At 71.1% G+C, this 22,768-nt stretch carries 21 protein-coding genes and 2 riboswitches; of the genes, 11 read left to right on the plus strand and 10 right to left on the minus strand.

Going from position 1 to position 22,768, the window contains the following annotated elements:
• Positions 1-142 precede the first annotated feature (142 nt).
• From ABEA10_RS18430 to ABEA10_RS18445, 4 genes are all read left to right on the plus strand, one after another.
• Positions 143-4,339: a carboxypeptidase regulatory-like domain-containing protein gene (locus tag ABEA10_RS18430; protein WP_345465228.1), complete on the plus strand. Its 4,197-nt coding sequence runs from the start codon at positions 143-145 to the stop codon at positions 4,337-4,339.
• 280 nt (positions 4,340-4,619) lie between these two features.
• Entirely contained in the window at positions 4,620-4,829 is a 210-nt protein-coding gene (locus ABEA10_RS18435; protein ID WP_345465230.1) for a hypothetical protein, read from the plus strand.
• A 48-nt stretch (positions 4,830-4,877) separates the two neighbouring features.
• Positions 4,878-5,312 (plus strand): hypothetical protein, encoded by a 435-nt coding sequence (locus ABEA10_RS18440; protein ID WP_345465232.1) that lies wholly within the window; start codon positions 4,878-4,880, stop codon positions 5,310-5,312.
• The gene (locus ABEA10_RS18445; RefSeq protein ID WP_345465233.1) at positions 5,309-5,902 is read left to right on the plus strand and encodes a TetR/AcrR family transcriptional regulator; all 594 of its coding nucleotides are present in this window, start codon (positions 5,309-5,311) and stop codon (positions 5,900-5,902) included. The genes ABEA10_RS18440 and ABEA10_RS18445 overlap by 4 nt, the downstream gene beginning before the upstream one ends.
• Positions 5,903-5,915: 13 nt before the next feature.
• Here ABEA10_RS18445 and ABEA10_RS18450 read toward each other — a convergent pair whose 3' ends face one another.
• Complete coding sequence (locus ABEA10_RS18450) at positions 5,916-6,866, minus strand: hypothetical protein (protein WP_345465235.1); 951 nt, start codon at positions 6,864-6,866, stop codon at positions 5,916-5,918.
• 118 nt (positions 6,867-6,984) lie between these two features.
• Here ABEA10_RS18450 and ABEA10_RS18455 point away from each other — a divergent pair, with 118 nt between their 5' ends.
• Positions 6,985-7,221, plus strand: coding sequence for a hypothetical protein (locus ABEA10_RS18455; RefSeq protein ID WP_345465237.1), 237 nt, complete (start codon positions 6,985-6,987; stop codon positions 7,219-7,221).
• 26 nt (positions 7,222-7,247) lie between these two features.
• On the opposite strand, the gene ABEA10_RS18460 is transcribed toward ABEA10_RS18455, so the two are convergent.
• Positions 7,248-7,610, minus strand: a complete 363-nt coding sequence (locus ABEA10_RS18460; protein ID WP_345465239.1) for a hypothetical protein — start codon at positions 7,608-7,610, stop codon at positions 7,248-7,250.
• A 121-nt stretch (positions 7,611-7,731) separates the two neighbouring features.
• On the opposite strand from ABEA10_RS18460, the gene ABEA10_RS18465 reads away from it, so the two are divergent.
• Entirely contained in the window at positions 7,732-8,664 is a 933-nt protein-coding gene (locus ABEA10_RS18465) for an AraC family transcriptional regulator (RefSeq protein ID WP_345465241.1), read from the plus strand.
• Here ABEA10_RS18465 and ABEA10_RS18470 read toward each other — a convergent pair.
• Genes ABEA10_RS18470 through gcvT form a run of 5 tightly spaced genes read right to left on the minus strand, consistent with a single transcriptional unit; the run spans position 8,661 to position 13,720 of the window.
• Complete coding sequence (locus ABEA10_RS18470) at positions 8,661-10,034, minus strand: L-serine ammonia-lyase (RefSeq protein ID WP_345465243.1); 1,374 nt, start codon at positions 10,032-10,034, stop codon at positions 8,661-8,663. The genes ABEA10_RS18465 and ABEA10_RS18470 overlap by 4 nt on opposite strands.
• Positions 10,035-10,036: 2 nt before the next feature.
• Positions 10,037-10,972 carry a lipoyl synthase gene (gene lipA, locus ABEA10_RS18475; RefSeq protein WP_345465245.1) on the minus strand — a complete coding sequence of 312 codons (936 nt, stop codon included), beginning with the start codon at positions 10,970-10,972 and terminating at the stop codon, positions 10,037-10,039.
• 6 nt (positions 10,973-10,978) lie between these two features.
• The gene (locus ABEA10_RS18480; protein ID WP_345465247.1) at positions 10,979-12,235 is read right to left on the minus strand and encodes a serine hydroxymethyltransferase; all 1,257 of its coding nucleotides are present in this window, start codon (positions 12,233-12,235) and stop codon (positions 10,979-10,981) included.
• 1 nt (position 12,236) lies between these two features.
• On the minus strand, positions 12,237-12,620 hold the full coding sequence (gcvH, locus tag ABEA10_RS18485) for a glycine cleavage system protein GcvH (RefSeq protein ID WP_345465249.1): 384 nt from the start codon (positions 12,618-12,620) through the stop codon (positions 12,237-12,239).
• On the minus strand, positions 12,617-13,720 hold the full coding sequence (gene gcvT / locus ABEA10_RS18490) for a glycine cleavage system aminomethyltransferase GcvT (RefSeq protein ID WP_345465251.1): 1,104 nt from the start codon (positions 13,718-13,720) through the stop codon (positions 12,617-12,619). The genes gcvH and gcvT overlap by 4 nt, the downstream gene beginning before the upstream one ends.
• Positions 13,721-13,791: 71 nt before the next feature.
• A riboswitch (glycine riboswitch) is annotated at positions 13,792-13,878 on the minus strand.
• Position 13,879: 1 nt separating this feature from the next.
• Positions 13,880-13,977, minus strand: a riboswitch (glycine riboswitch).
• A 124-nt stretch (positions 13,978-14,101) separates the two neighbouring features.
• Here gcvT and ABEA10_RS18495 point away from each other — a divergent pair.
• Genes ABEA10_RS18495 through ABEA10_RS18505 form a run of 3 tightly spaced genes read left to right on the plus strand, consistent with a single transcriptional unit; the run spans position 14,102 to position 17,552 of the window.
• The gene (locus ABEA10_RS18495; protein WP_345465253.1) at positions 14,102-14,626 is read left to right on the plus strand and encodes a PadR family transcriptional regulator; all 525 of its coding nucleotides are present in this window, start codon (positions 14,102-14,104) and stop codon (positions 14,624-14,626) included.
• Complete coding sequence (locus tag ABEA10_RS18500; RefSeq protein ID WP_345465255.1) at positions 14,623-15,300, plus strand: ABC transporter ATP-binding protein; 678 nt, start codon at positions 14,623-14,625, stop codon at positions 15,298-15,300. The genes ABEA10_RS18495 and ABEA10_RS18500 overlap by 4 nt, the downstream gene beginning before the upstream one ends.
• Positions 15,297-17,552, plus strand: a complete 2,256-nt coding sequence (locus tag ABEA10_RS18505) for an FtsX-like permease family protein (RefSeq protein WP_345465257.1) — start codon at positions 15,297-15,299, stop codon at positions 17,550-17,552. Before ABEA10_RS18500 ends, ABEA10_RS18505 begins: the two co-directional genes overlap by 4 nt.
• Before the next feature lie 4 nt (positions 17,553-17,556).
• Here ABEA10_RS18505 and ABEA10_RS18510 read toward each other — a convergent pair whose 3' ends face one another.
• The 3 genes from ABEA10_RS18510 to ABEA10_RS18520 all read right to left on the minus strand — a co-directional run bounded on the left by ABEA10_RS18510 (position 17,557) and on the right by ABEA10_RS18520 (position 20,314).
• On the minus strand, positions 17,557-18,777 hold the full coding sequence (locus tag ABEA10_RS18510; RefSeq protein ID WP_345465259.1) for an alpha/beta hydrolase family protein: 1,221 nt from the start codon (positions 18,775-18,777) through the stop codon (positions 17,557-17,559).
• 114 nt (positions 18,778-18,891) lie between these two features.
• Positions 18,892-19,605 carry a gamma-glutamyl-gamma-aminobutyrate hydrolase family protein gene (locus tag ABEA10_RS18515; protein WP_345465261.1) on the minus strand — a complete coding sequence of 238 codons (714 nt, stop codon included), beginning with the start codon at positions 19,603-19,605 and terminating at the stop codon, positions 18,892-18,894.
• 91 nt (positions 19,606-19,696) lie between these two features.
• Complete coding sequence (locus ABEA10_RS18520) at positions 19,697-20,314, minus strand: class I SAM-dependent methyltransferase (RefSeq protein WP_345465263.1); 618 nt, start codon at positions 20,312-20,314, stop codon at positions 19,697-19,699.
• A gap of 173 nt (positions 20,315-20,487) precedes the next feature.
• Here ABEA10_RS18520 and ABEA10_RS18525 point away from each other — a divergent pair, with 173 nt between their 5' ends.
• Together ABEA10_RS18525 and ABEA10_RS18530 are read left to right on the plus strand one after the other, a co-directional pair.
• Complete coding sequence (locus ABEA10_RS18525; protein WP_345465265.1) at positions 20,488-21,786, plus strand: M50 family metallopeptidase; 1,299 nt, start codon at positions 20,488-20,490, stop codon at positions 21,784-21,786.
• Between the two features lie 100 nt (positions 21,787-21,886).
• Positions 21,887-22,681 (plus strand): hypothetical protein, encoded by a 795-nt coding sequence (locus ABEA10_RS18530; protein ID WP_425550918.1) that lies wholly within the window; start codon positions 21,887-21,889, stop codon positions 22,679-22,681.
• Positions 22,682-22,768: the final 87 nt, after the last annotated feature.

Consider the following 22,768-nt stretch of genomic DNA (forward strand, 5'->3'; position numbering starts at 1 on the left):
AGTCACCTGTCAGTTTCCGCAAGGCCTCTAGTCATAACGTGACGGCCACATGCGGACGGTGATCATAGTCAAGCCTTGAGTCAATATCGGCTTGTTCAGTGACCCGTATCGGGTCTCGACCCCCCCGCTGAGGAAGGCTTGCATGCCCCAACCCCCCGGGACGCGGCGTACCCGCCGCGTGTCTGTCCTCGCCGCGGCCGATCCCGCGGCGAGGCGACTGAGCGCCTTGCTGCTGGCGCTCGCCGTCGCGGTGGCCACGGTGATCGCCGTACCCGCCGCAGCCAGCGCGTCCACCAGGACGCCCGTTCCCCGTTCCAAGGCCACCAGTCCGACCTCGGCCGGCCAGCACCCGACCCACAACGTCTGCGCCGAGCCCGAGAAGGCCGGTCAGGCGTCCTGTCTGTCCGTGGTCCGTGACGACGTGATCGGGCCCAAGGGTGTCCAGCCGGCCGACGCGCCCGCCGGCTTCGGCCCGGCGGACCTGCTCAGCGCCTACAACCTGCCCTCGGGCGGGGCGGGCCAGACGGTCGCCATCGTCGACGCGTTCGACGACCCGAGCGCGGAGAGCGACCTGGCGGTCTACCGGCAGCAGTACGGCCTGCCGCCGTGCACGACGGCGAACGGCTGCTTCAAGAAGATCGACCAGCGTGGCGGGACGAGCTATCCGCCGCCCGACGCCGGTTGGTCCGGGGAGATCTCGCTGGACGTCGACATGGTCAGCGCGATCTGCCCGAGCTGCAACATCCTGCTCGTCGAGGCGGACGACAACTACATGGACAACCTCGGCGCGGCCGTGAACCAGGCCGTCGCCCAGGGCGCCAAGTACGTCTCCAACAGCTACGGCGGCGGCGAGGGATCCGACGAGACCCAGTACGACGACTCCTTCTTCCACCACCCCGGCGTCGCCATCACCGCCAGCACCGGCGACGACGGCTACGGGACCAGCTACCCGGCCGTGTCCCCGTACGTCACGGCGGTCGGCGGCACGTCGCTCGCCAAGGACACCTCCAGCCCCCGCGGCTGGACCGAGGCGGCGTGGAGCGGGGCCGGCAGCGGCTGCTCCGCGTACGAGACCAAGCCCTCGTTCCAAACGGACTCCGGCTGCTCGCGTCGCTCGGTCGCGGACGTCTCCGCGGTGGCCGATCCGAACACCGGCGTCGCGGTCTACTACGGCGGCTGGCACGTCTACGGCGGCACCAGCGCCTCCGCGCCGATCATCGCGTCGGTCTACGCGCTCGGCGGTACGCCGGCGGCCGGATCGTCGCCCAACTCCTTCCCCTACGACCAGACCTCCGACCTCAACGACGTCACCTCGGGCAGCAACGGCAGCTGTGACCCGGCGTACCTGTGCAAGGCCGGCAGCGGCTACGACGGCCCGACCGGGCTCGGCACGCCCAACGGCACCGGGGCATTCCACTCCGGCCCGCGCGGCATCGTGTCCGGAACGGTCACCGACGGCACCAACGCCCTGGCGGAGGCCAAGGTCAGCGTCGGCGACACCACCACCACGACGGACGGTCAGGGGCACTACACCCTGAACGTTCCGGCCGGGACGTACGACGTCACCGCGAGCAAGTTCGGATACACCTCCAAGAGCGTCTCCGGCGTCGCGGTGGAGGACGGTCAGACGGTGACCGAGAACTTCGCGCTGGTCGCGAAGGCGAGCGTCAACGTCGCCGGCACCGTACGCGACGGCTCGGGCCACGCCTGGCCGCTGTACGCGACCGTACGGGTCAAGGGCGAGTCGACGGCGGTCGCCTACACCGACCCCAAGACCGGGCGCTACAGCCTCAGCGTGCCCGCCGGCGACACCTACTCGCTGCAGGTCGACCCGCTCTACCCCGGCTACACGCAGGGCGCGGCGGACGTCACGGTCGGGTCGGCGGACGTGAACAAGGACGTCGACGTCGCCGTCGACCAGACGACCTGTGGCGCGGCCGGTTACACCTACCACTACGACGGCGCCACGCAGGCGTTCGACGGCACCACCGCGCCGAGCGGATGGACCGTCGACGACCAGGCCGGCAACGGCCAGACCTGGGTCTTCACCGACCCCGGCAACCGGACCAACCACACCGGAGGGTCCGGCGGTTTCGCCAACATCGACAGTGACGAGTACGGCAACGGCGGCACGCAGGACAGCTCGCTGATCAGCCCCGCCGTCGACTTCAGCGGGAAGGCCCACCCGTACCTGTCCTTCCGCACCGACTACGACGGCATCAGCTCCTCGGTGGCGGAGGTCGACTACAGCGTCGACGGCGGCCAGACCTGGAGCAACGTCTGGCACCACGCCAGTGACAGCGCTCGCGGGCCGCGGACCGAGTCCGTGGACCTGTCCGCCGCGGCGAACAAGAGCGCGGTCCAGGTGCGGTTCCACTACACCGGTAAGTTCAGCTGGTGGTGGCAGGTCGACGACGTGTTCTTCGGCAGCCGCAGCTGTGACCCCACATCGGGCGGCCTGGTCGTCGGCCAGGTCCTGGACAAGAACACCGGAACCGGCGTGAACGGCGCCTCGGTCACCTCGGCCGACCAGCCGTCGGAGCGGGCCACCTCGGCCGCGACGCCGGACGACCCGAACCTGGGCGACGGCTTCTACTGGCTGTACTCCTCGGCCACCGGAAGCCACAAGTTCACCGCCGCCGCGTCGAGCTACACGGCCCAGGACGCCACCGTGAACGTGGCCGCGAACTGGGCGACGGAGGGAGCCTTCTCGCTCGCCGCACCCCGGATCACGATCACTCCGAGTTCGGTCACCAAGACGGTCGCCTGGCAGGGACAGGCCGCTCAGACCGTGACCTTGACGAACACCGGCACCGCCCCGGTCACCGCCAAGATCGGCGAGCGGACGGGCACCTACCAGCCCGCCGCGAAGGGCGCCCCGCTGCAGAAGGTGAAGGGAGACTACTCGTCCGGGCGGTTCCAGCCCGGCAAGCTGGACGCCAAGGCGAAGGCGAAGGCCGCCGCCGCGTCCGCCGCGGCGCCGTACGCGCCGCCGTGGACCACGATCGCCGACTACCCCATGGCGCAGATGGACAACGGCGCCGCGACGATCGACGGCAAGGTCTACTCGGTCGGCGGTATCGAGGGCCTGGCCACCAGCGCCAAGGGCTACGTCTACGACCCCGGTGCCCAGGCGTGGAGCCCCATCGCGAACATGAGCATCGGTCGCGAGGCTCCGCAGGTCGCCGCCGTGGAGGGCAAGCTGTACGTCTTCGGCGGCTGGTCCGACTCCGGGGAGACGATAGCCAAGACGGAGATCTACGACCCGGCCGCCAACACCTGGACGACCGGGGCCGACAATCCCAAGCCGTACGCCGGCGCGGGAGTGACCGTGGCCGACGGCAAGATCTACCTGGTCGGCGGCTGCACCGACGCCTGCGGTGAGACGGACGTGCAGGTGTACGACCCGGCGTCGAACTCCTGGAGCTCGGCGCACGCGTACCCCGAGGCGACCGCCTGGCTCGCCTGCGGCGGCCTCGGCGACGAGGTGGTCTGCGCCGGCGGCACCGCGGGCTCGGCGTCGTCCAAGCACGCCTACGCCTACGACGCGTCGTCCGACAGTTGGAGCGCCGTCGCCGACCTGCCGATCGACCTGTGGGCGATGGGCTCGTCGACGGCCAACGGCCAGCTGCTCGTCTCGGGCGGCGTGACCAACGGCAACAGCACGCTCACCAACCAGGGCTTCGCCTACGACCCGGACGCGAACACCTGGACCGCCCTGCCCAACTCCAACAACACCCTCTACCGCGGCGCCGCCGCCTGTGGTTTCTACAAGATTGGAGGTTCGACCGGCGGCTTCAACCCGGCGAAGAACAGCGAGCAGCTACCGGGCTACGACCAGTGCGACGCCGCGGGCGGCGACGTCCCGTGGCTGTCGGAGGACAAGTCGGAGGTGACGATCAAGGCGGGCGGTACCGCCAAGGTCAAGATCTCGGTCAACGCGGACATCGACACGATCACCCAGCCGGGCACGTTCACCGCGCAGGTCACCATCGGCGCCAAGACCCCGTACGGGGGCCTGGCCGTCCCGGTGACGCTCACGGTGAACCCGCCGAAGACCTGGGGCAAGATCACCGGAACGGTGACGGGCGCCGGCTGCACCGGCACCCCGGCACCGCTGACCGGGGCGACCGTGCAGATCGACTCGTGGACGGCGAGCTACACGCTCAAGACCGACAAGAACGGTCAGTACGTGCTGTGGCTCGACACCCGCAACAACCCGCTCACCCTGATCGCGGCCAAGGACGGCTGGGCACCGCAGACCCGCTCCGCCAAGATCGCCAAACTGGCCACGACCACGGCGAACTTCGCCCTGAAACCCGACCACACCTGCAACTGACCCGACGATGACCTGACGATCGATAACCGTGCGGGCCAACCCTTGGCCCGCACGGTTCCCTCTCTACCTCCACGAGGACCGCCTGCCGGTTCCACGACCGGGGGAGTCCGCGAGGCCCTTGGTCTCCTGCGAGAGGCACCCTCGCCTGGGCTTGGCGTGGTGAGGGGGACCCTCACCCGGGCCTGGCATGGTGAGGGGTGCCCTCACAATCGGGAGTCGGCGACCTCACACCTGGGGAAGGGCGCCCGGGGACGGATGTGGCACCGGAGTAACCGTCAATGTGGCCTATCCCGGGCACGGCTACGCCCATGGAAACCAGGCCTTGCCGTCGGCCGATCCCGGCCGGGAGGGCGTTACCGGAACGTACGTGACCGGGAAGGGCGGTCGCGCTCCGTGGCGCAAGAGCGTGCCCGACGCCGACGCCAGGGCCGCGGTGTGGGCACTGTGCGAGAAGCTCAGCGGCCTGACCGTGAACCGAGCGGCCATCTAGTTTGCGTACGAGGTAAGCTTACGTCGTACACAAACAGAGGAGGACGCCGTGTTCGCGATCGCGATCGTCGTGCCGTTGGCGTGGCTGGGCTGGCTGGTGCTGACCGAGTGGGTGCCGATGTTCCCGCTGAACGACCTCGGGCCGGGCAACCGGCGGCACCGGGCGGTGGCCGCGGTGATCAACTACCCGTTCCCCTTGCTGATCGCCGCCGGCGTCGCACTGCAGCGCCCCTGGTCGCTGGCGCTCGCGCTCGCGCTGTGCGGCCTGATCCTCGTCGGCCACGTCACGAGCTGGTGGTTGCCGTACGTCGGGGTCAGCACGGCGGCGCAGCGCGACGCGTACCGGCGTGACTACGCGCGTACCTGGAAGCTCCTGCCCGTGGAGGGACACGCGGTCGTGATCGACGTGCAGCATATGGTGGTCGGCGTGCTGTCACTGGTAATGGCCGGTACGACGCTGTCCGTCGCGCTGGGCGCGGGATGACCGGCGCGCGTCGAGGCGGGCGGCCACCGCTGATCAGCCGGGACGACGTGGTGGCCGCCGCGATCGCGATCATCGACGCCGAAGGGCTCGACGCGTTGACCATGCGCGGCATCGGCGCGCGGCTCGGCGTGGCCGCGATGTCGCTGTACCGGCATCTGCCGAACCGCGACGCGGTGCTCGCGGCAGTGGTGAACCGGCTCGTCACCGAGGTGGTCGTGGACGTTCCCGCGGACGCCCGCTGGCCGGACGCGCTGCGCGCGCTCGCCCTCGGCTACCGGGAGATGCTGCTGCGGCACCCCCACGCGGTCCCGCTCCTGGCCACCCAGCCGGTGGACGTGGACACCGGCATGGCGCTGGCCGCCCCCGCGCTGGATCGCTCACGCGCCGCGGGGATCGGCGCGGATGACGCGGTGACCGCCGTGCAGTCGGTCATCGTGTTCGTGCTCGGCCACGCGCTCGCGCAGGTCGGCACCCCGCCGGGCGCCGACGACGCGCCGCCCGCGGCCCCCGCCGGCTACTACGACCGCTGGTTCACCGCCGGCCTCGACGCGATGATCCACGGCTTCACCCGTACCGGCGACGGCCCCTGACGGCGAGGTGCCGTCACCGGAGGCGCGGCGCCGGCCGGCCGTGGATCCGCCACGTACGGGCCGCCTGGTCCCAGGTCAGCTCGTGGCCGCGGCTCGCCTCGCCGGCGAGGTCCAGCTCGGCCACGGCGGCCGTGGCCTCATCGGTGACGACCCGCGGCAGGACGAGCAGTGTCGGCACCGGCGTGCCGGGCATGGCGATCTCCACCCCCGCGGGCCCGCCCCCGCCGCGGACCGGACGGATCCACCTGGACACCTGCTCGGCGGTCTCACCCAGCTGCGCGCCGAGCGCCACCGTGAGCGCGTCGAGAAGGCGGAGCTGCTCATCGGCGAGGTCGGTCCTCGCGGGCCGGGGCGGCCCCTCAAGGTACGGGCACAGCACCTCGTCGTCCATCAGCTGGTCGAACAGTTCGCGGGCGTCGGCGTCCGTGAACGGCCTTCCCCCGAGCCTGTCATCCAGCCGCGCGTCACACCACGCCGCGTGCTCGCGCAACCGTACGGCCGCCGCACCCCGGCCCAGCAGGTCGAACGCCTCGGCGGCGCTGCGGTAGGCCTTGCGGGCGCCGTGCAGACGGCGCAGTTCGTGGGTGAGAGGCCCCGTCTCACGCTCGATGCCGGGTGCGAGCGCGGCCAGCGCCGAGGCCGCCCGCGCGACGGCATCGTGGTCGTCGACGGCTCGCGCCGCTTGCAGGCCGGTTTCGTACCAGCTCGCCGCGGTCCCGAAGCTGTTCCGGGCGGCGAAGGTGCGCCCGGCGGAGAGGCAGACCCGGGCCACGGCGTCCTGGTCGTCGATCCGCCACAGGGCTTGGTACCGGAAGATCGGCTGTTCGGTCACCGCGTCCGCCACTGCCGCGCAGATCCGGGTGACCGCGGCCTGGTCGGCGCGCCGCCGCGCCTCCGGAAGCTCCACGAGCAGCATCGTGTTGTAGTCCGGTCCTGAGCCGCCGGCTCCCCGTCGCTCGTCCACCCGCCTCATGCTGCCCGGTGATCATCCTGACTCGCCGAGAAGCCACGGAAATAAGGGGCGAGATGGGATGATGGCCGCCCGAACCGACGGTCGCCTCAACCGATGTGAGGAAAGCTGTATGAATCCGCCTGCGACCATGGACCCGAAGCGCCTCGGCGCCATCGTCAACGTGTTCAGCGGTGCCTTCATCGAGACCCCGGAGGACGCGGATCTCGTCGACCGGACCCGTATGGCGCTGAAGACGCTGCCGGACAAGACGGTACGGGAACTCGACGAGGCCATCCGTACTCTGGCCCTGCTGACCAAGGAGCGTCTCGCCGACGGCCGGACCGAAAAGCAAGAAGAGGCTCGGTGACCGTCAGCGCACGTCGACGGCGTCCCTCATCGTTCTGAGGTCGAGGTCACGAGCGTGACCTCCTCTATCCGCTCGAATCTGCCGTTCTCCGCGAGCCTGCCGAACACATACGACTCGCGCACCTGCGACGTGCCGTCGGCCATCTCGACGGTGAGCACATGTCGATCCGCGTAGGCGCGTCCGTCGGTCAGCTCGTCCAGCATCTCGATCCTCACCGAGCGAATCGCGCTACGGATGCGGGTGAGATTCCGTGCCACCTCGGTCCAGTCGGCCCATGTGCCGTCGGTGCGTTGCCGGTAGGCGGGGACGAAATGCCTGGCCATCACCTCCTCCACCGGGGTGGCCCGCTCGTTCAGCAGCTCGTTGAGCACCGTCCGCATACTCGTCATCGAACCTTCTCCAGTCTTCGGCGTTCCATCGACTCAACCAGCCCAGGGGCGTGCGCCACCATGCGCGATCGCCCCGTCCGCATACGCGTGGGTCCCGGGTCCGCATGAGTACCATTCGGGCGTGGACGTGATCAGCGAAGCCATCGGAAGCGTCCGCGCCGGACGTGCCAACGGCCGCCGGATCAATGAGTCGGGCGCGTGGGGCGTGCGCTTTCCCGGCTTCGAGGGGATCGGTTTCCACATCGTGCTGCGCGGCCAGGGCTGGTTGGTCGCCGAGGCGACCGAGCCGGTGGCGCTGCGTACGGGCGACATCGTCGTGGCCCCGAACGGCGCCGAACACGGCCTCTGCCATGCCCCTGCCAGGCTCAGGGACCTACCCGCCGTGACGACGACCGCCGAGCCATGCGATCCTCCGCAGGCCGATTTCGCGTTCCTCTGCGGCGCGTACCGCCTTGACCGGGGTCAGATCCACCCGTTCCTGCGCACGATGCCGAACATCATCGTCGTATCGCCGGACTATGACGACCATCCGGAACTGCGATCGCTGGTCGGCCTTCTCGAGGACGACGTAGCGGAAGCGCGCCCTGGCAACCGGGTGACCCGGTCCGCGTTGGTCGATCTCATGCTGGTGCACGTCCTTCGGCAATGGCAGGGGACGGCGGACTGGGCGGCGGTCACCGACCCGGCCATCGCCGCCGCCCTGCGTGCGATCCACGGCCGCCCACAGCACCGGTGGACGGTGCCAGAGCTCGCGAAGGTCGCCGGAATGTCACGAACCGCCTTCAGCAGCCGCTTCACCGCCCTGGCCGGCAAGCCACCGATCACGTATCTGACCCACTGGCGCCTGGCCTACGGTGCCCGCCTGCTCCGCCAGACCAAGGATCCACTGGCGACGATCGCCCGCCAGGTCGGCTACTCCACGGAGTTCGCCTTCGCCGGCGCGTTCCGCCGCGAATACGGTGTCGCCCCCGGCCGTTACCGCGACCGCCCCGATCCCATCCCGCGGCAGCCGCGAGCCGCGCCTCATCGACAACGGCCGCTTGCCAAGCCCTAACACTCGATGACGTTGACGGCGAGTCCGCCGCGCGAGGTCTCCTTGTACTTGTCGAGCATGTCGCGGCCGGTGTCCCTCATCGTCTTGAGCGCCTTGTCCAGCGAGACGAAATGGCGGCCGTCGCCGCGCAGGGCCAGCCGGGAGGCGCTGATGGCCTTGATCGACGCGACCGCGTTGCGCTCGATGCACGGCACCTGCACCAGCCCGCCCACCGGGTCGCAGGTCAGGCCCAGGTTGTGCTCGATGCCGATCTCGGCGGCGTTCTCCACCTGCTGCGGTGTGCCGCCGAGCACCTCGGTCAGGCCCGCCGCCGCCATCGCGCACGCCGAGCCGACCTCGCCCTGGCAGCCGACCTCCGCCCCGGAGATCGAGGCGTTCTCCTTGATGATCACGCCGATGGCCCCGGCGGTCAGCAGGAAGCGCACGACGCCCTCGTCGGACGCGCCCGGGACGTACTTGTCGTAGTAGTGCAGCACCGCCGGGACGATGCCCGCCGCGCCGTTGGTCGGGGCGGTGACGATCCGGCCGCCGGCGGCGTTCTCCTCGTTGACCGCGAGGGCGAACAGCGTCACCCAGTCCATCGCGTGCAGCGGGTCCGCCTCGGTCTCCGCGAGCAGCTTGCGGTAGAGCAGGTGGGCCCGGCGCCGCACCTTCAGGCCGCCCGGCAGCAGACCCTCGTTCGTGCACCCGCGCGTGACGCTCTCGCGCATCACCCGCCACAGGTCGAGCAGCCCGGCGCGGATCGTCTCCTCGTCGCGGCCGAACGCCTTCTCGTTCTCCATCATCAGCGCCGGCACCGACAGACCGGTCTCCTCCGTCAGCGACAGCAGCGAAGACCCGGTCGCGAACGGGTACGGCACCACGGTGTCGTCCGGTTTGATGCGGTCCGCGCCGGTCGCGTCCTCGTCCACGACGAAACCGCCGCCGACCGAGTAGTAGACGTTCTCGCGCAGGACCTCGCCCGCGTCGTCGCAGGCGGTGAAGCGCATGCCGTTCGGGTGGTGCGGCAGCGACTCCTTGCGCTCGAAGACCAGGTCCGTGCCGACGACGAACGGCACCTCACGCGAGCCGAGCAGCCGGATCGTGCCGCGCGAACGCGACGCCTCCAGCCGCTTCGGAACGCCGTCGACGTCGACCGACTCCGGCCGGTCGCCCTCCAGCCCCAGGATGACCGCCTTGTCGCTGCCGTGCCCCTTGCCGGTCAGGCCCAGCGAGCCGTACAGCACCGCGCGTACGGACGCGGTCTTCTCCAGCAGACCGTCATCGAGAAGCGAGCGCACGAACCGGTGCGCCGCCACCATCGGCCCGCCCGTGTGCGAGCTGGACGGGCCGATACCGACCTTGAACAGGTCGAAGACGCTGATCGCCACGACTACTGAACCTTGGCGCCGCGAGCCTCCATGGCCTGCTGGTAGAGGCGTCCGGCGCGGTAGCTGGAACGCACGAGCGGCCCGGACATGACGCCGGCGAAGCCGATCTCGTCGGCCTCGGCCTTCAGCTCGACGAACTCCTCCGGCTTGACCCAGCGCTCGACCGGGTGATGGCGGGGGGAGGGCCGCAGGTACTGCGTGACGGTGAGCAGCTCGCAGCCCGCGTCGTACAGGTCGCGCATCGCCTGCGAGATCTCCTCGCGGGTCTCGCCCATGCCGAGGATGAGGTTGGACTTGGTGACCAGCCCGTCCTCGCGCGCCTGCGTCAGGACCGACAGCGACCGTTCGTACCGGAAGGCCGGCCGGATCCGCTTGAAGATCCGCGGCACGGTCTCCAGGTTGTGCGCGAGCACCTCGGGCCGTGAGGAGAACACCTCGGCGAGCTGCGACGGCACGGCGTTGAAGTCGGGGATGAGCAGCTCGACGCCGCAGCCGGGCAGCGCTGAGTGGATCTGCCGTACGGTCTCGGCGTACAGCCACGCGCCGCCGTCCGGCAGGTCGTCGCGGGCGACACCGGTGATCGTGGCGTACCGCAGGCCCATCCGCTCGACCGACTCGGCCACGCGCCGGGGCTCGTCCGGGTCGTACGCGGCGGGTTTGCCCGTGTCGATCTGGCAGAAGTCACACCGGCGCGTGCACTGGTCGCCGCCGATGAGGAAGGTGGCCTCGCGGTCCTCCCAGCACTCGTAGATGTTCGGACAGCCCGCCTCCTGGCAGACCGTGTGCAGGCCCTCGCTGCGCACCAGGTCGGTCAGCTCGCGGTACTGCGGCCCCATCTTGAGCTTGGTCTTGATCCACGGCGGCTTGCGCTCGATCGGGGTCGCGGCGTTGCGCGCCTCGATGCGAAGCAGCTTGCGGCCTTCCGGGGCGATGGTCATCTCATCTCACAGACTCGGGTAGAGCGGATGCTGCTCGGCCAGGGCGGTGACCCGGGCCGAAAGCGCCGCGGCGTCGTACGACGGCTGCAGCGCGAGCGCGATGATGTCGGCGACCTCGGCGAAGTCGGCCTCCTGGAAGCCGCGCGTGGCCAGCGCGGGTGTGCCGATCCGCAGCCCGGAGGTCACCATCGGCGGGCGCGGGTCGTTCGGGACGGCGTTGCGGTTGACGGTGATGCCGATGTCGTGGAGGCGGTCCTCGGCGTCACGGCCGGTCAGCTCCGAGTCGACCAGGTCGACCAGGACCAGGTGAACGTCGGTGCCGCCGGTCAGCACCTTCACGCCGGCCTTGGCGGCGTCCTCGCGCGACAGCCGCGCCGCCAGCGTCTTCGCGCCCTCGACCGTACGGCGCTGGCGCTCGGCGAACTCCTCGGACGCGGCGATCTTCAGGGCCACGGCCTTGGCGGCGATCACGTGTTCCAGCGGCCCGCCCTGCGTGCCGGGGAACACCGCGGAGTTGATCTTCTTGGCGAACTCCTCGCGGCACAGGATGAGCCCGCCGCGCGGCCCGCAGAGCGTCTTGTGGGTCGTGCTCGTGACGACGTCGGCGTGCGGCACCGGCGAGGGGTGCAGCCCGGCGGCGACGAGGCCGGCGAAGTGCGCCATGTCAACCATGAACAGCGCGCCCGTCTCGTCGGCGATGCGGCGGAACGCGGGGAAGTCGAGCTGCCGCGGGTACGCCGACCAGCCGGCGACGATCATCTTCGGCCGGTGCTCGCGCGCCAGCTCGGCGACCTCGTCCATGTCGACCCGGCCGTCCTCGCCCACGTGGTAGGCGGCGACGTTGAACATCTTGCCGGAGTAGTTGATCTTCATGCCGTGGGTCAGGTGCCCGCCGTGGGCGAGGTCCAGGCCCAGGATGGTGTCGCCCGGCTGGAGCAGCGCGAAGTACACCGCGATGTTGGCCTGCGCGCCCGAGTGGGGCTGGACGTTCGCGTGGTCGGCGCCGAACAGGGCCTTGGCGCGGTCGATCGCGAGCTGCTCGGTGACGTCGACGTACTCACAGCCGCCGTAGTAGCGGCGGCCCGGGTAGCCCTCGGCGTACTTGTTCGTCATCACCGAGCCCTGGGCCTCGAGCACGCCCACCGGGGCGAAGTTCTCCGAGGCGATCATCTCCAGGGTCGACTGCTGGCGGCGCAGCTCTTCGGCGATGGCCGACGCGACCTCCGGGTCGATCTCGGAGAGAGGGGCGTTGGACAGGCTCATCTCACGCCTCCTCGATCAACTTGGAGTAGGCCGGGGCGTCCAGCAGGTCGGGGCCGTCGCCGTCAGTGCGGATCTTCAGCAGCCAGCCCTCGCCGTACGGGTCGGCGTTGATCACGGCCGGGTCCTCCTCGACCGCACTGTTCACCGCCACGACCTCCCCCGTCACCGGCGCGTAGATGTCACTCACCGACTTGGTCGACTCCGCCTCGCCACAGGGCTCTCCGGCCTCCACCGTGGCGCCCTCCTGCGGCAACGAGACGTACACGATGTCACCGAGGGCGTCGGCGGCATAGGCGGTGATCCCCACAGTGACAACACCGTCGGACGGCTCGGTAATCCACTCGTGCTCTTCGGTGTAGGAAAGGGTCTCGGGAACGCTGCTCACGGGGTCCTCCTATAGAAAGGCAGGGCGACCTTGTCGACCGGCTCATGTTTGCCGCGGATGTCCACTGCGAGATCGGTGTCTTCGGCGTGGTCCGCGTCGATATAGCCCATGGCGATGGGCTTGCCCAGTGTCGGGGATGGCGCGCCGCTGGTCACGACTCCGCACGGCGTGCCGTCCGATCCCACGATGTCGTACCCGTGCCGGGGCACCCGCCGCCCCCTGGCGACGAGCCCGACGAGGGTCCGCTTCGGCGTCTCGTCGGCGATCGCGGCCAGCGCGGCACGCCCGACGAAGTCGCCCTTCTCGAACTTGACGGTACGGCCCAGGCCCGCGTCGAACGGCGTGGTCTCGGCGGTCAGCTCGTTGCCGTACAGCGGCATCCCGGCCTCCAGGCGCAGCGTGTCGCGCGCGGACAGCCCGCAGGGCCGCAGGTCGTCGCCGCCGGCCTCGGTCAGAGCGTTCCAGACCGCCACGGCGTCGCCGGCGGAGACGAACAGCTCGAAGCCGTCCTCGCCCGTGTAGCCGGTACGGGCGATCAGGGCGTCGACGCCGGACACCGCGCCGGGCAGGATCGCGTAGTACTTCAGGTCGCCGAGCGCGGCGTCGGTGAGCTTGCCGAGGATCTCCTGGGCCTTGGGCCCCTGGACCGCGACGAGCGCGTACGCGTCGGACCGGTCGTCGACGGCGGCCTCGTCGAACTTCTCCGACCGCGCGGTCAGCTCGGCGAGCACGGTGGCGGCGTTCGCGGCGTTGGCCACGACCAGATAGGTCTCGGCGGCCAGCCGGTAGACGATCAGGTCGTCCAGCACGCCGCCCTCGGCGTCGCAGATCATCGTGTAGCGCGCCCGGCCCACGGCGAGCGCCGACAGGTGCCCGATGAGGGAGTGGTCGAGCGCCGCCCCGGCCTGCGGGCCGGTCACGAAGATCTCTCCCATGTGGGACAGGTCGAACAGCCCGGCGCTGGTGCGGACCGCCTGGTGCTCGGCGGTCTCGCTGCCGTAGCGCAGCGGCATCAGATAGCCGGCGAACTCGGTGACGGTGGCACCGAGGCCCTCGTGGACCTCGTGGAGTGGTGTCTTCTTGGTGTCCGGAACGGACATCGCGGCAGGCTCCTTATCGCGCGGGCGATCCGGGGGTCATATCGTCCCACTGGTTCGCTTGCGGTCTCGGCGCCTCCCCCTCTGTCATCGGCGCCTGAGAGCTTCGCCCGGGGGGCTTGCACCTTCGGCGGGAGCATCGCTCCGCTTTCCAGAGGTCGCCTGCTCCGCGCGGTCTTCGTCGCCTGAGAGGTTCCGGGGAGGAGTTGCTCCTTCGGCGGCCCGGACTGGCGGCCCGGGCGCTCTCCCGCGCGGGATCAACGGCTGCCGCCAGGCTAGCAGCGCCCGTCGCGCGACGACAGCCCACGCTTCGTCTCACCTGGCCGAGCGGCTATACATCGAGTGTATAGACGGCGAGTATACGCGCGGCGTACCCTCCTTCTCATGAGCGTCCCCTTCGCCCTGCTCGGCCTGCTCGAACGCGAGCCGAGCCATGGGTATGACCTGAAACGCGACTACGACGCGCTGTTCGGCCGGGGCAAACCGCTGCCGTTCGGCCAGGTCTACGCCACCCTCGCCCGGCTCGCCCGCGCCGGGAAGGTGGTCGTGGGCGAGACCGAGGCCGGCGCGGGCCCCGACCGCAAGCGATACGTCATCACCGAGACGGGGGCGACCGAGTTCGAGTCCTGGCTCGCCGAACCGGTCGAGGCCGAGCCGCACCTGCAGACCGTGCTGTTCACCAAGGTCGTGCTCGCGCTGCTCCTCGACCGCGACGCCGAGGCGTACCTCGACGCCCAGCGCGCCGCCCACCTGAAGCGCATGCGCGAGCTGACCGACACCAAGCGGAACGGTGACCTGGTCGACGCGCTGCTCGCCGACCACGGCCTGTTCCACCTGGAGTCCGACCTTCGCTGGATCGACCTCACCGCGGCCCGGCTCGACGCCCTGAAACGCGAGGTCCTGCCGTGACACCGCTGATCGAGGCTCGCGAGATCACCCTGTCGTTCGGCAGCACGCCCGCGCTGCGGGGCGCGAGCCTGTCGGCCGAGGCCGGCGAGATCGTCGCGGTCATGGGGCCCAGCGGCTCGGGCAAGTCGACCCTCCTGCACTGCCTGGCCGGGATCCTCACGCCGGAGTCCGGGCAGGTCCGGTTCGACGGCAGCCGGGTCGACACCATGGGCGAGGCCGAGCGCAGCGCCCTGCGCCGCGACCGGTTCGGCTTCGTGTTCCAGTTCGGCCAGCTGGTCCCCGAGCTGACCGCCGAGGAGAACATCGCGCTGCCGCTGCTGCTCGGCGGCCTGCGCCGGGGCGCGGCCGTCCGGCAGGTCCAGCCCTGGTTCGAGCGGCTCGGCCTCGGCGGGCTGGAGCGGCGGCGGTCCGGCGAGCTGTCCGGCGGGCAGGCCCAGCGTGTCGCGCTGGCCCGTGGCCTGGTCGCGAGCCCGCGGGTGCTGTTCGCCGACGAGCCGACCGGCGCGCTCGACTCGCTCACCGGCGAGCAGGTCATGGAGCTGCTCGTGTCCGCCGCCCGCGAGCAGGGCACCACGGTCGTCCTCGTGACGCACGAGCCGCGGGTGGCGGCGTACGCCGACCGCGAGGTCATCGTCCGCGACGGAAGGACCACCGCGGTCAGGGTGGCCTCGTGATCGGCTTCGGCCTCCGCCTCACCGTCGCCGGCGGCCGGGAGGCCGCCGCCCGGCTCGTGGTCACCGCGGCCGCCGTCGCGCTCGGCGTCGGCCTGCTGCTGGCGACCCTGGCGGGCATCAACGCCGTCAACGCGCAGAACGCCCGCTACGCCTGGCTGAACTCCGCGGTCCCCGAGGCCACGGCGGGTGTCACGTCCTCGCCGGACCCGATGTGGGCCACCCTCGGCTACGAGCGCTACGAGGGCAGGACGATCACCCGGGTCGACGTCGCCGCCACCGGGCCCCGCACACCTCTCCCGCCCGGCATCCCGCGCCTGCCCGGGCCGGGGGAGTACTACGCGTCACCGGCGCTGACCGCGCTGCTGCGCGCGGCCCCGCCCGACCGGCTCGGCGACCGCTACCCCGGCCGCCGGATCGGCACGATCGGGCCGTCCGCGCTCCCGTCCCCGGACTCGCTGTACGTCATCGTGGGCGCGAGCGCCGCCGAGCTCTCGCGCGCCCCCGGCGCGGCGAAGGTGACCGGCATCGCCACCAGGACGCCCAGCAGCTGTTCGAGCTGTAACGCCGGCACCAACGCGAACGGCATCGACCTGATCCTGTCGGTCACGGCGGCGGCGCTGCTCTTCCCGGTGTTGATCTTCATCGGCACGGTCACCCGGCTCGTGGCCACCCGCCGCGAACAGCGCTTCGCCGCGATGCGCCTGGTCGGCGCCACGCCCCGGCAGATCTCCCTGGTCGCGGCCGTCGAGTCGAGCGTGGCGGCGGTCGCCGGCACCGCGGGCGGCTTCGGGCTGTTCTTCCTCTTCCGGACGCGCCTGACCGCGATCCCGATCACGGGTCAGCGGTTCTACGCCGCCGACGTGTCGCTCACCGCGCTCCAGATCGGGCTCGTCGCCGTCGGCGTCCCGCTCGGCGCGATGATCGCGGCGCGGGTCGCCCTGCGCCGGGTGCGGATCTCCCCGCTCGGCGTGAGCCGGCACGTCACTCCGCGCCCGCCCCGCGCGTACCGGCTGATCCCGCTCGCCGCCGGTGTCGCCGAGCTCGCGTTCTTCGTCGGCCGCCGGCCCGCCACCACGAACGGCCAGATCTGGGCGTACCTCACCGGAATCTTCCTGATGATGGGCGGCCTGGTGATCGCCGGGCCGTGGCTGACCATGGCCGGCTCACGCGTCGTGGCGCGGTACGCCCGCCGTCCCGCGACGCTGATCGCCGGGCGGCGGCTCGCCGACGACCCGAAGGCCGGCTACCGCGCGGTCAGCGGGCTCGTCCTCGCCCTCTTCGTCACCAGCACGGCGGTCGGAGTGATCAACACGATGGTCGCCGAGCAGGGCGTGCCCGAGAGCGACGCCGCGGCCCGCGGCACGATGGTGGCCGAGTACTCCCACGGCTGGACGAGAACGCCGGGTGTGCCCCGCGCCTCCGTCCCGGTATCGGACCAGGTCCTGGCCCGGCTGCACTCGATCCCCGGCGTACGGGGCGTCATGCTGATCCACACGAACCCGCTCGGCACGACGCTCTCGCTGGGCGGCCCCCGGCCCGTGGTGGCCGGGCTGATGTCGTGCCGTGAGCTGGCCGGGGTGCCGGGCTTCGGGCGGTGCGCCGCCGGCGCGGACGTGGTCTCGGTGCCGCCCGACTACGTCTTCGACTCCGAGCGCCTTCCCGACACGAACTGGCCCGCCGTCGCCCTGTCCTCGTCACGGGCGCGGCGCCTGCCGGTCCAGACGGTCGTCGTCGGCACGGACGGGTCGGCGTCGGCGATCGAACGGGTGCGGACGGCCCTCATCGCGGCCTTCCCGCACCGCGAGCCGCCGGCCACCGTCGGGGAGATCCGCGCGAACACCGACACCGCGCAGCTGCTCAAGGGCTATGAGCGGCTGGCCGACGTGGTGATCGTCGTCAGCCTGTGCATCGCCGGGTGCGCCCTGGCGGCGAGCGTGGTCGGCGGCATGAACGAGCGCAAACGCCCGTTCAGCCTGCTGCGGCTCACGGGCGTCCGGCTCGCGACCCTCGGCCGGGCCGTCGTCCTGGAGAGCGCCGTCCCGCTCCTGGCCAACGCCGTCGTGGCGACGGGAGCGGGATTCGTGGCCGCCGGGCTGTTCCTGAAGTCGCAGCTGGACTACCCGCTCCACCCGCCGGGCGCCGGCTTCGCCGTCACGGTCGTCGCGGGGCTCGCCGTCTCCCTCGGTGCCATCGCCGCCACCCTGCCCCTGCTCCGGCGGATCACCGGGCCCGAGACCGCGCGGAACGAGTGAGGGCTCACCGTACGAAGGTCACGTCGGGGTACCGCGGCGACGGCCGGTCCAGCAGGCCGTCGTCGCGTCCGCGCAGCCACCGGTCGAAGAAGGCCGCCAGGTACGCCCGCTGCTCGGCGACCGCCCGCGAGGAGTCGATCCAGCCGGTGTCGGCGTCCGTCTTGAGCTGTGGCGCCAGCGACTCCAGGTCGGTGTAGGTGTGGTGCGCCGAGCCGCGCAGGTGCAGGTCGCGCCGCCGGCCGGTGCTGTGGTCCCACAGCGCCTCCCACGACCGTACGGTGTGGTGGTCGCTCGCCTGGCTGCCCATCAGCAGGAACGGCCGGCGCAGGCCGCTCTCGGCGAGCGGCGACAGGCCGGGACCGCCGTCGTCCTGGTCGAACCCGACCGTGCCGTCGAGGTTCGCGGCGGCCCGTACTCGCGGATCGTCGTGCAGGACCTGCAGGGCGGTGAAGCCGCCGGCCGACTGGCCGGCCATGCCGATCCGCGCCGGGTCGACGGCGGCGCCCAGCCCGTACGGGAGCGTGCTCAGCCGGTCGAGCACGAACCGCGTGTCGGCCACCCGGACGCTCATGACCTTCTTCAGCGTCGCGATCGGGTCGCCGTCCAGGGGCAGCTTGAACGGCTCGACCCGGCCGCCGGGGAACTCCACCTCCGACGCGTCGTAGGTGTGGTCGACCGTGACGACGATGTAGCCGCGTGAGGCGAGGTCCTCGGCGAAGGTCGTGCCGAGCGTGCGCGGGTCACCCAGGCCGGGGGAGTACAGCACGACGGGGTGGCGGCCGGCCGCCACCGGCGCACCCTGGTGGGAGTGCGTCATCGTGGCGCCCCAGTCGGCCGCGCCGGGCTTGATGTTCAGGCCCTGGTGCACGGGGGTGCCGAGCGAGGCGTCGAAGTGCTTCGCCGCGGCCGGGGTCATCTGCGGCGCCACCGGGTACGCCGCGGCGTCGCGCGCCGGGTAGAAGACGCTGACCATCAGCTCCCGGTACGCCTGCGCGGGCACCCACGGGTCGTGCCGCGAATCGTCGACCAGGCGCAGCGCGACCGTGCCGACGTCGTCCGGCCCGGTGGGCGGCGGCAGCGTGAGCCGCGCGGCCGTCGCGGACGCCGCCGCGTGGACGCCCGGCCGCAGCGGCACGGCCGAGGAGACGGTCGGCCCGGCCGCCGCCAGAGCGGCCGTGGCCAGCCCGCCGGCCAGCAGGCCACTGATGAGACGCGAACCACGCATGACGAGACCTCCGGTGTTGTGGGGATGGTCTTCATGCTGGTCGGCCGGGCGCGGCGGCGAAATGGTGCCACCACGCCGATCATGGGTTCGGTTTTCCCGACCTTTCCCGACTTCTCAGACGACGGCGGGGGCGGGGATCATGGCGGCCGTCACCAGCGCGGAGAAGATCGCCACCTCCGCGTCGGCCTCCGGGTGCCACTGGACGCCGACCGTGAACGGGTGCCCGTCCAGCTCGACGGCCTCGATCAGGCCGTCGTCGGCCCACGCGCACGCCGTGAGGCCCCGGCCGAGCCGGTCGATCGCCTGGTGGTGCGAGCTCGGCACCTCCAGCGTCGTACGGTCCAGCGCGCGGGCCAGACCGCAACGGGGGTGCAGGTGCACGGCGTGCCGGACGAAGACGCCCTCGCCGCCCGTGTGCCCCTCGTGGCCGACGACGTCCGGCACGTGCTGGTGCAGCGTGCCGCCGAGGACGATGTTCATGAGCTGGAGGCCACGGCAGATGCCGAGGATCGGCAGCCGCTGCGCGAGCGCCTCCCGCAGCAGGGCCAGTTCGGCGGCGTCACGGACGGGGTTGACCGGGCCGTTCGCCCGATGCGGCACCGCGCCGTACCGCGCCGGGTCGACGTCGCCGCCGCCGACGAGCAGCAGCCCGTCGAGGCGGGACAGCACGCCGTCGACGCCGGGGAGGGCCGGCAGCACCACCGGCGTGCCGCCGGCGGCGAGAACCTTGTCGAGATAACGCTGGGGCACGACGCTGGCGGGCATGTCCCACGCCGCCCAGCGGGCCCGTTCGGCGTACGCACTCACGCCGATCACAGGTCTGGTCACGGCAGAAGATGAAAGCGTGACACAACGTTACGCCCCACCGAACTGGGTCTCGCGTGGCCACGATTTGACCTGCCGCTGACCGGGTGGACGTTCAGCCGCCCCGGGGTTTGTTCCAGATCAGGGAGTAGCGCCAGAGGAGGTGCCGCCGGAACCGGCAGCCCGGCAGCAGCCGGCGCGCGTCACGGCGGATCTCACCCCAGCTCATGGCGGGATCCTTCATCGGCAGGCCGTCCGGGTGGCCCTTGCCGCCGTTGCGGCGCCGGTACCACCAGGCGGCGGGGACACCGGCGCCGCTCAGCACCCAGTCGAGCGGCGTCCGGTTGCGGGCGAGACCGACGATCACCGCGCGGCCACCCGGGGCGAGCAGGCGCTCGACCGCCGCGAGCGCCGCCGCGAAGTCGACGTGGTGGATGACCGCGACGGCGCTGACGAAGTCGAACCGGCCGTCGCCGAGCGGTTCGCGGTCGGGGCGCAGGAGGTCCGCCTCGGCGAACGTCACGTTGCCGAGGTCCGTGTTGCGTTCGCGGGCCAGCCGGACCATCTCCGCCGAGACGTCCACGCCGACCACCGCGCCGCTCCGGCGCGCCAGCCTCCGGGCCAGCAGCCCGTCGCCGCAGCCGATGTCGAGCGCGGCACCGCACCCCTCGGGGACCGCGCGGAGCACGAGCGGGTGATAGTGCACGTTGTGGTTCCAGTAGTCCTCCGCCATCGGCGCACCCTACTCAACCGGGCGCCCGCCGAAGGACGGACTTCGAGAAGGTACGGCGGCACTGCTGCGCGGCTTCCTGACATGAGTTTGCCTTTTCGGCATACGCTTGTCCGACTGGGGCGTCGCCCGTCGCCGTTCGGGGAGCCTCCGGCACGACTGATGTGGAGCATTGGATGAGCTGGCTGTTCGTGGTGGGCATCGTCGTCTTCTTCTTCGGACTGCTCGCCTCGATCGCCCTGCATGAGCTGGGCCACCTGTCATTCGCGAAGCTTTTCGGCGTGCGCGTGCCGCAGTACATGGTCGGGTTCGGCCCGACGATGTGGTCGCGGCACACGGGCGAGACCGAGTACGGCGTCAAGTGGATCCCGCTGGGCGGCTACATCCGCATGATCGGCATGCTGCCTCCGCGCAAGGACGACCCCGAGGGCATGCTGCGGGCCTCCTCGACCGGGCGGTTCCAGACGCTGATCGAGTCCGCGCGCGGCGCCTCGCTCGAAGAGGTCGGCCCCGGCGACGAGAACCGCGTGTTCTACAGCAAGAAGTGGTGGCAGAAGGTCATCATCATGTTCGCCGGGCCGTTCATGAACATCCTGCTGGCCTTCGTGTTCATCAGCATCGTGGTCATGGGCATCGGCGTGTCGACGCCCCAGCCGGTCATCGCCGAGGTGGCCAAGTGCACGATCTCGGCGGCGCAGGCCGGCCGCGACTGCGCGGCGAGCGACCCGGCGACCCCCGCCGTGAAGGCCGGGCTCCGGCCGGGCGACCGGATCACGTCCTACGACGGCCACAAGATCACCTCCTACGACGAGCTCCAGGAGCTGATCCGCGCCTCCGGCGGCCGTACGGTGGCGATCGTCGTACGGCGCGGTGGGCAGACCCTCAACCTGAGCGTTCCGGTCACCACCAACCAGATGCGGTCGCTGACCGACCCCGACAAGACCGAGCAGGTCGGCTTCCTTGGCATCACGCCGACCGACGCGCGTGTGCACCAGGGGCCCGGCACGGTCGTCAGCACGATGTCGGATCTGACGACGCGCACGCTCGGCTCGCTGGTGAACATGCCCAAGAAGATGGTCGGGGTCTGGAACGCCGCGTTCAGCGACGAGAAGCGCGACCCCAACGGCCCGATCGGCGTGGTCGGCGCCAGCCGCATCGGCGGAGAGATCGCCGCGTCCCACGAACCCGGCCTGGACAAGCTGGCGTTCTTCCTGATGATGCTGGGCACGGTCAACTTCGCCATCGGGATGTTCAACCTGGTGCCGCTGCTCCCGCTGGACGGCGGGCACATCCTCGGGGCGCTCTGGGAGGGCCTCAAGCGCGGCCTGGCGCGGTTGACCCGCCGCCCCGACCCGGGCCACGTGGACGTCGCCAAGGCGCTGCCGCTGACGTACGCCATGGCGGCCGTGATCATCACGATGGGTGCGCTGCTGATCTACGCGGACCTGGTGAACCCGGTGCGTCTCAACGGCTGACCGGGATTACGCTTCGCTGACCTGGTATTTCCCTCTGGGGCAATCGTCGCCGACGGCCGGAATGGGTCATGATGAGGGCGTACGAACTCGGGGGCGAATCGTGGGGGAGTTCTTCACGCAACGAATCGTGGATACCGGCCGGTTGCCGCTGTTCTGCTTCTTTGTGGCGTTCATCGTCACGTTTGTGGCGGTACGCATCAACGTGCGGCTTATCAGGGCCAAGGTCCGCTGGTGGTTCAAGAACGTGCAGGTCGGCGACCTGCACATCCACCACGTGGTCTTCGGCGTGGTGCTGATGCTGGTCGGCGGCGTGGCCGCGCTGTCGATCCCGGACGCGTACACGATCTGGTACGCGGCCGCGGCGAGCGTCTTCGGCGTCGGTGCGGCACTCGTGCTGGACGAGTTCGCCCTGATCCTGCACCTGCGGGACGTGTACTGGATGGAAGAGGGCCGCGCGTCGGTCGACGCGGTGTTCATCGCCGTGGCCGTGACGGGCCTGATCCTGGTCGGCGTCCGCCCGGTCGGCTTCAGCGACGTCCGGGATCTGGGCCCGGACCGCGCGGTGCCGATCGGGGTGTTCCTGCTGGTCCTGTCGAACGTGCTCGTCAACCTCGTCCTGGCCATCGTGACCCTGTTCAAGGGCAAGATCTGGACCGGCCTGCTGGGGCTGTTCCTGCCGGTGGTGCTGGTGGTGAGCGCGTTCCGCCTGGCCCGGCCCGGCTCTCCGTGGGCCCGCTGGCGGTACGGGGTGGACACGAAGAAACTCCACCGGGCCCTGCGCAGGGAGGAACGCCTCAGACGCCCCCTGATCCGGGCGAAGATCTGGGTGCAGGAGTTCATCGCGGGCCGCCACGACCTGATCGTCCAGGACCACCGTCGCCGCCACCGCCGCTGAACAGGCGGTCGGGTGGCTCAGAAGGTACTGGTGGTGCGGACGCCGTCGATGGTGCCGGCGCGCCTTTCCTCGAGAGCGGCGGCGGTG

It is taken from the genome of Actinoallomurus oryzae (assembly GCF_039541955.1).
GTDB lineage: Bacteria > Actinomycetota > Actinomycetes > Streptosporangiales > Streptosporangiaceae > Actinoallomurus > Actinoallomurus oryzae.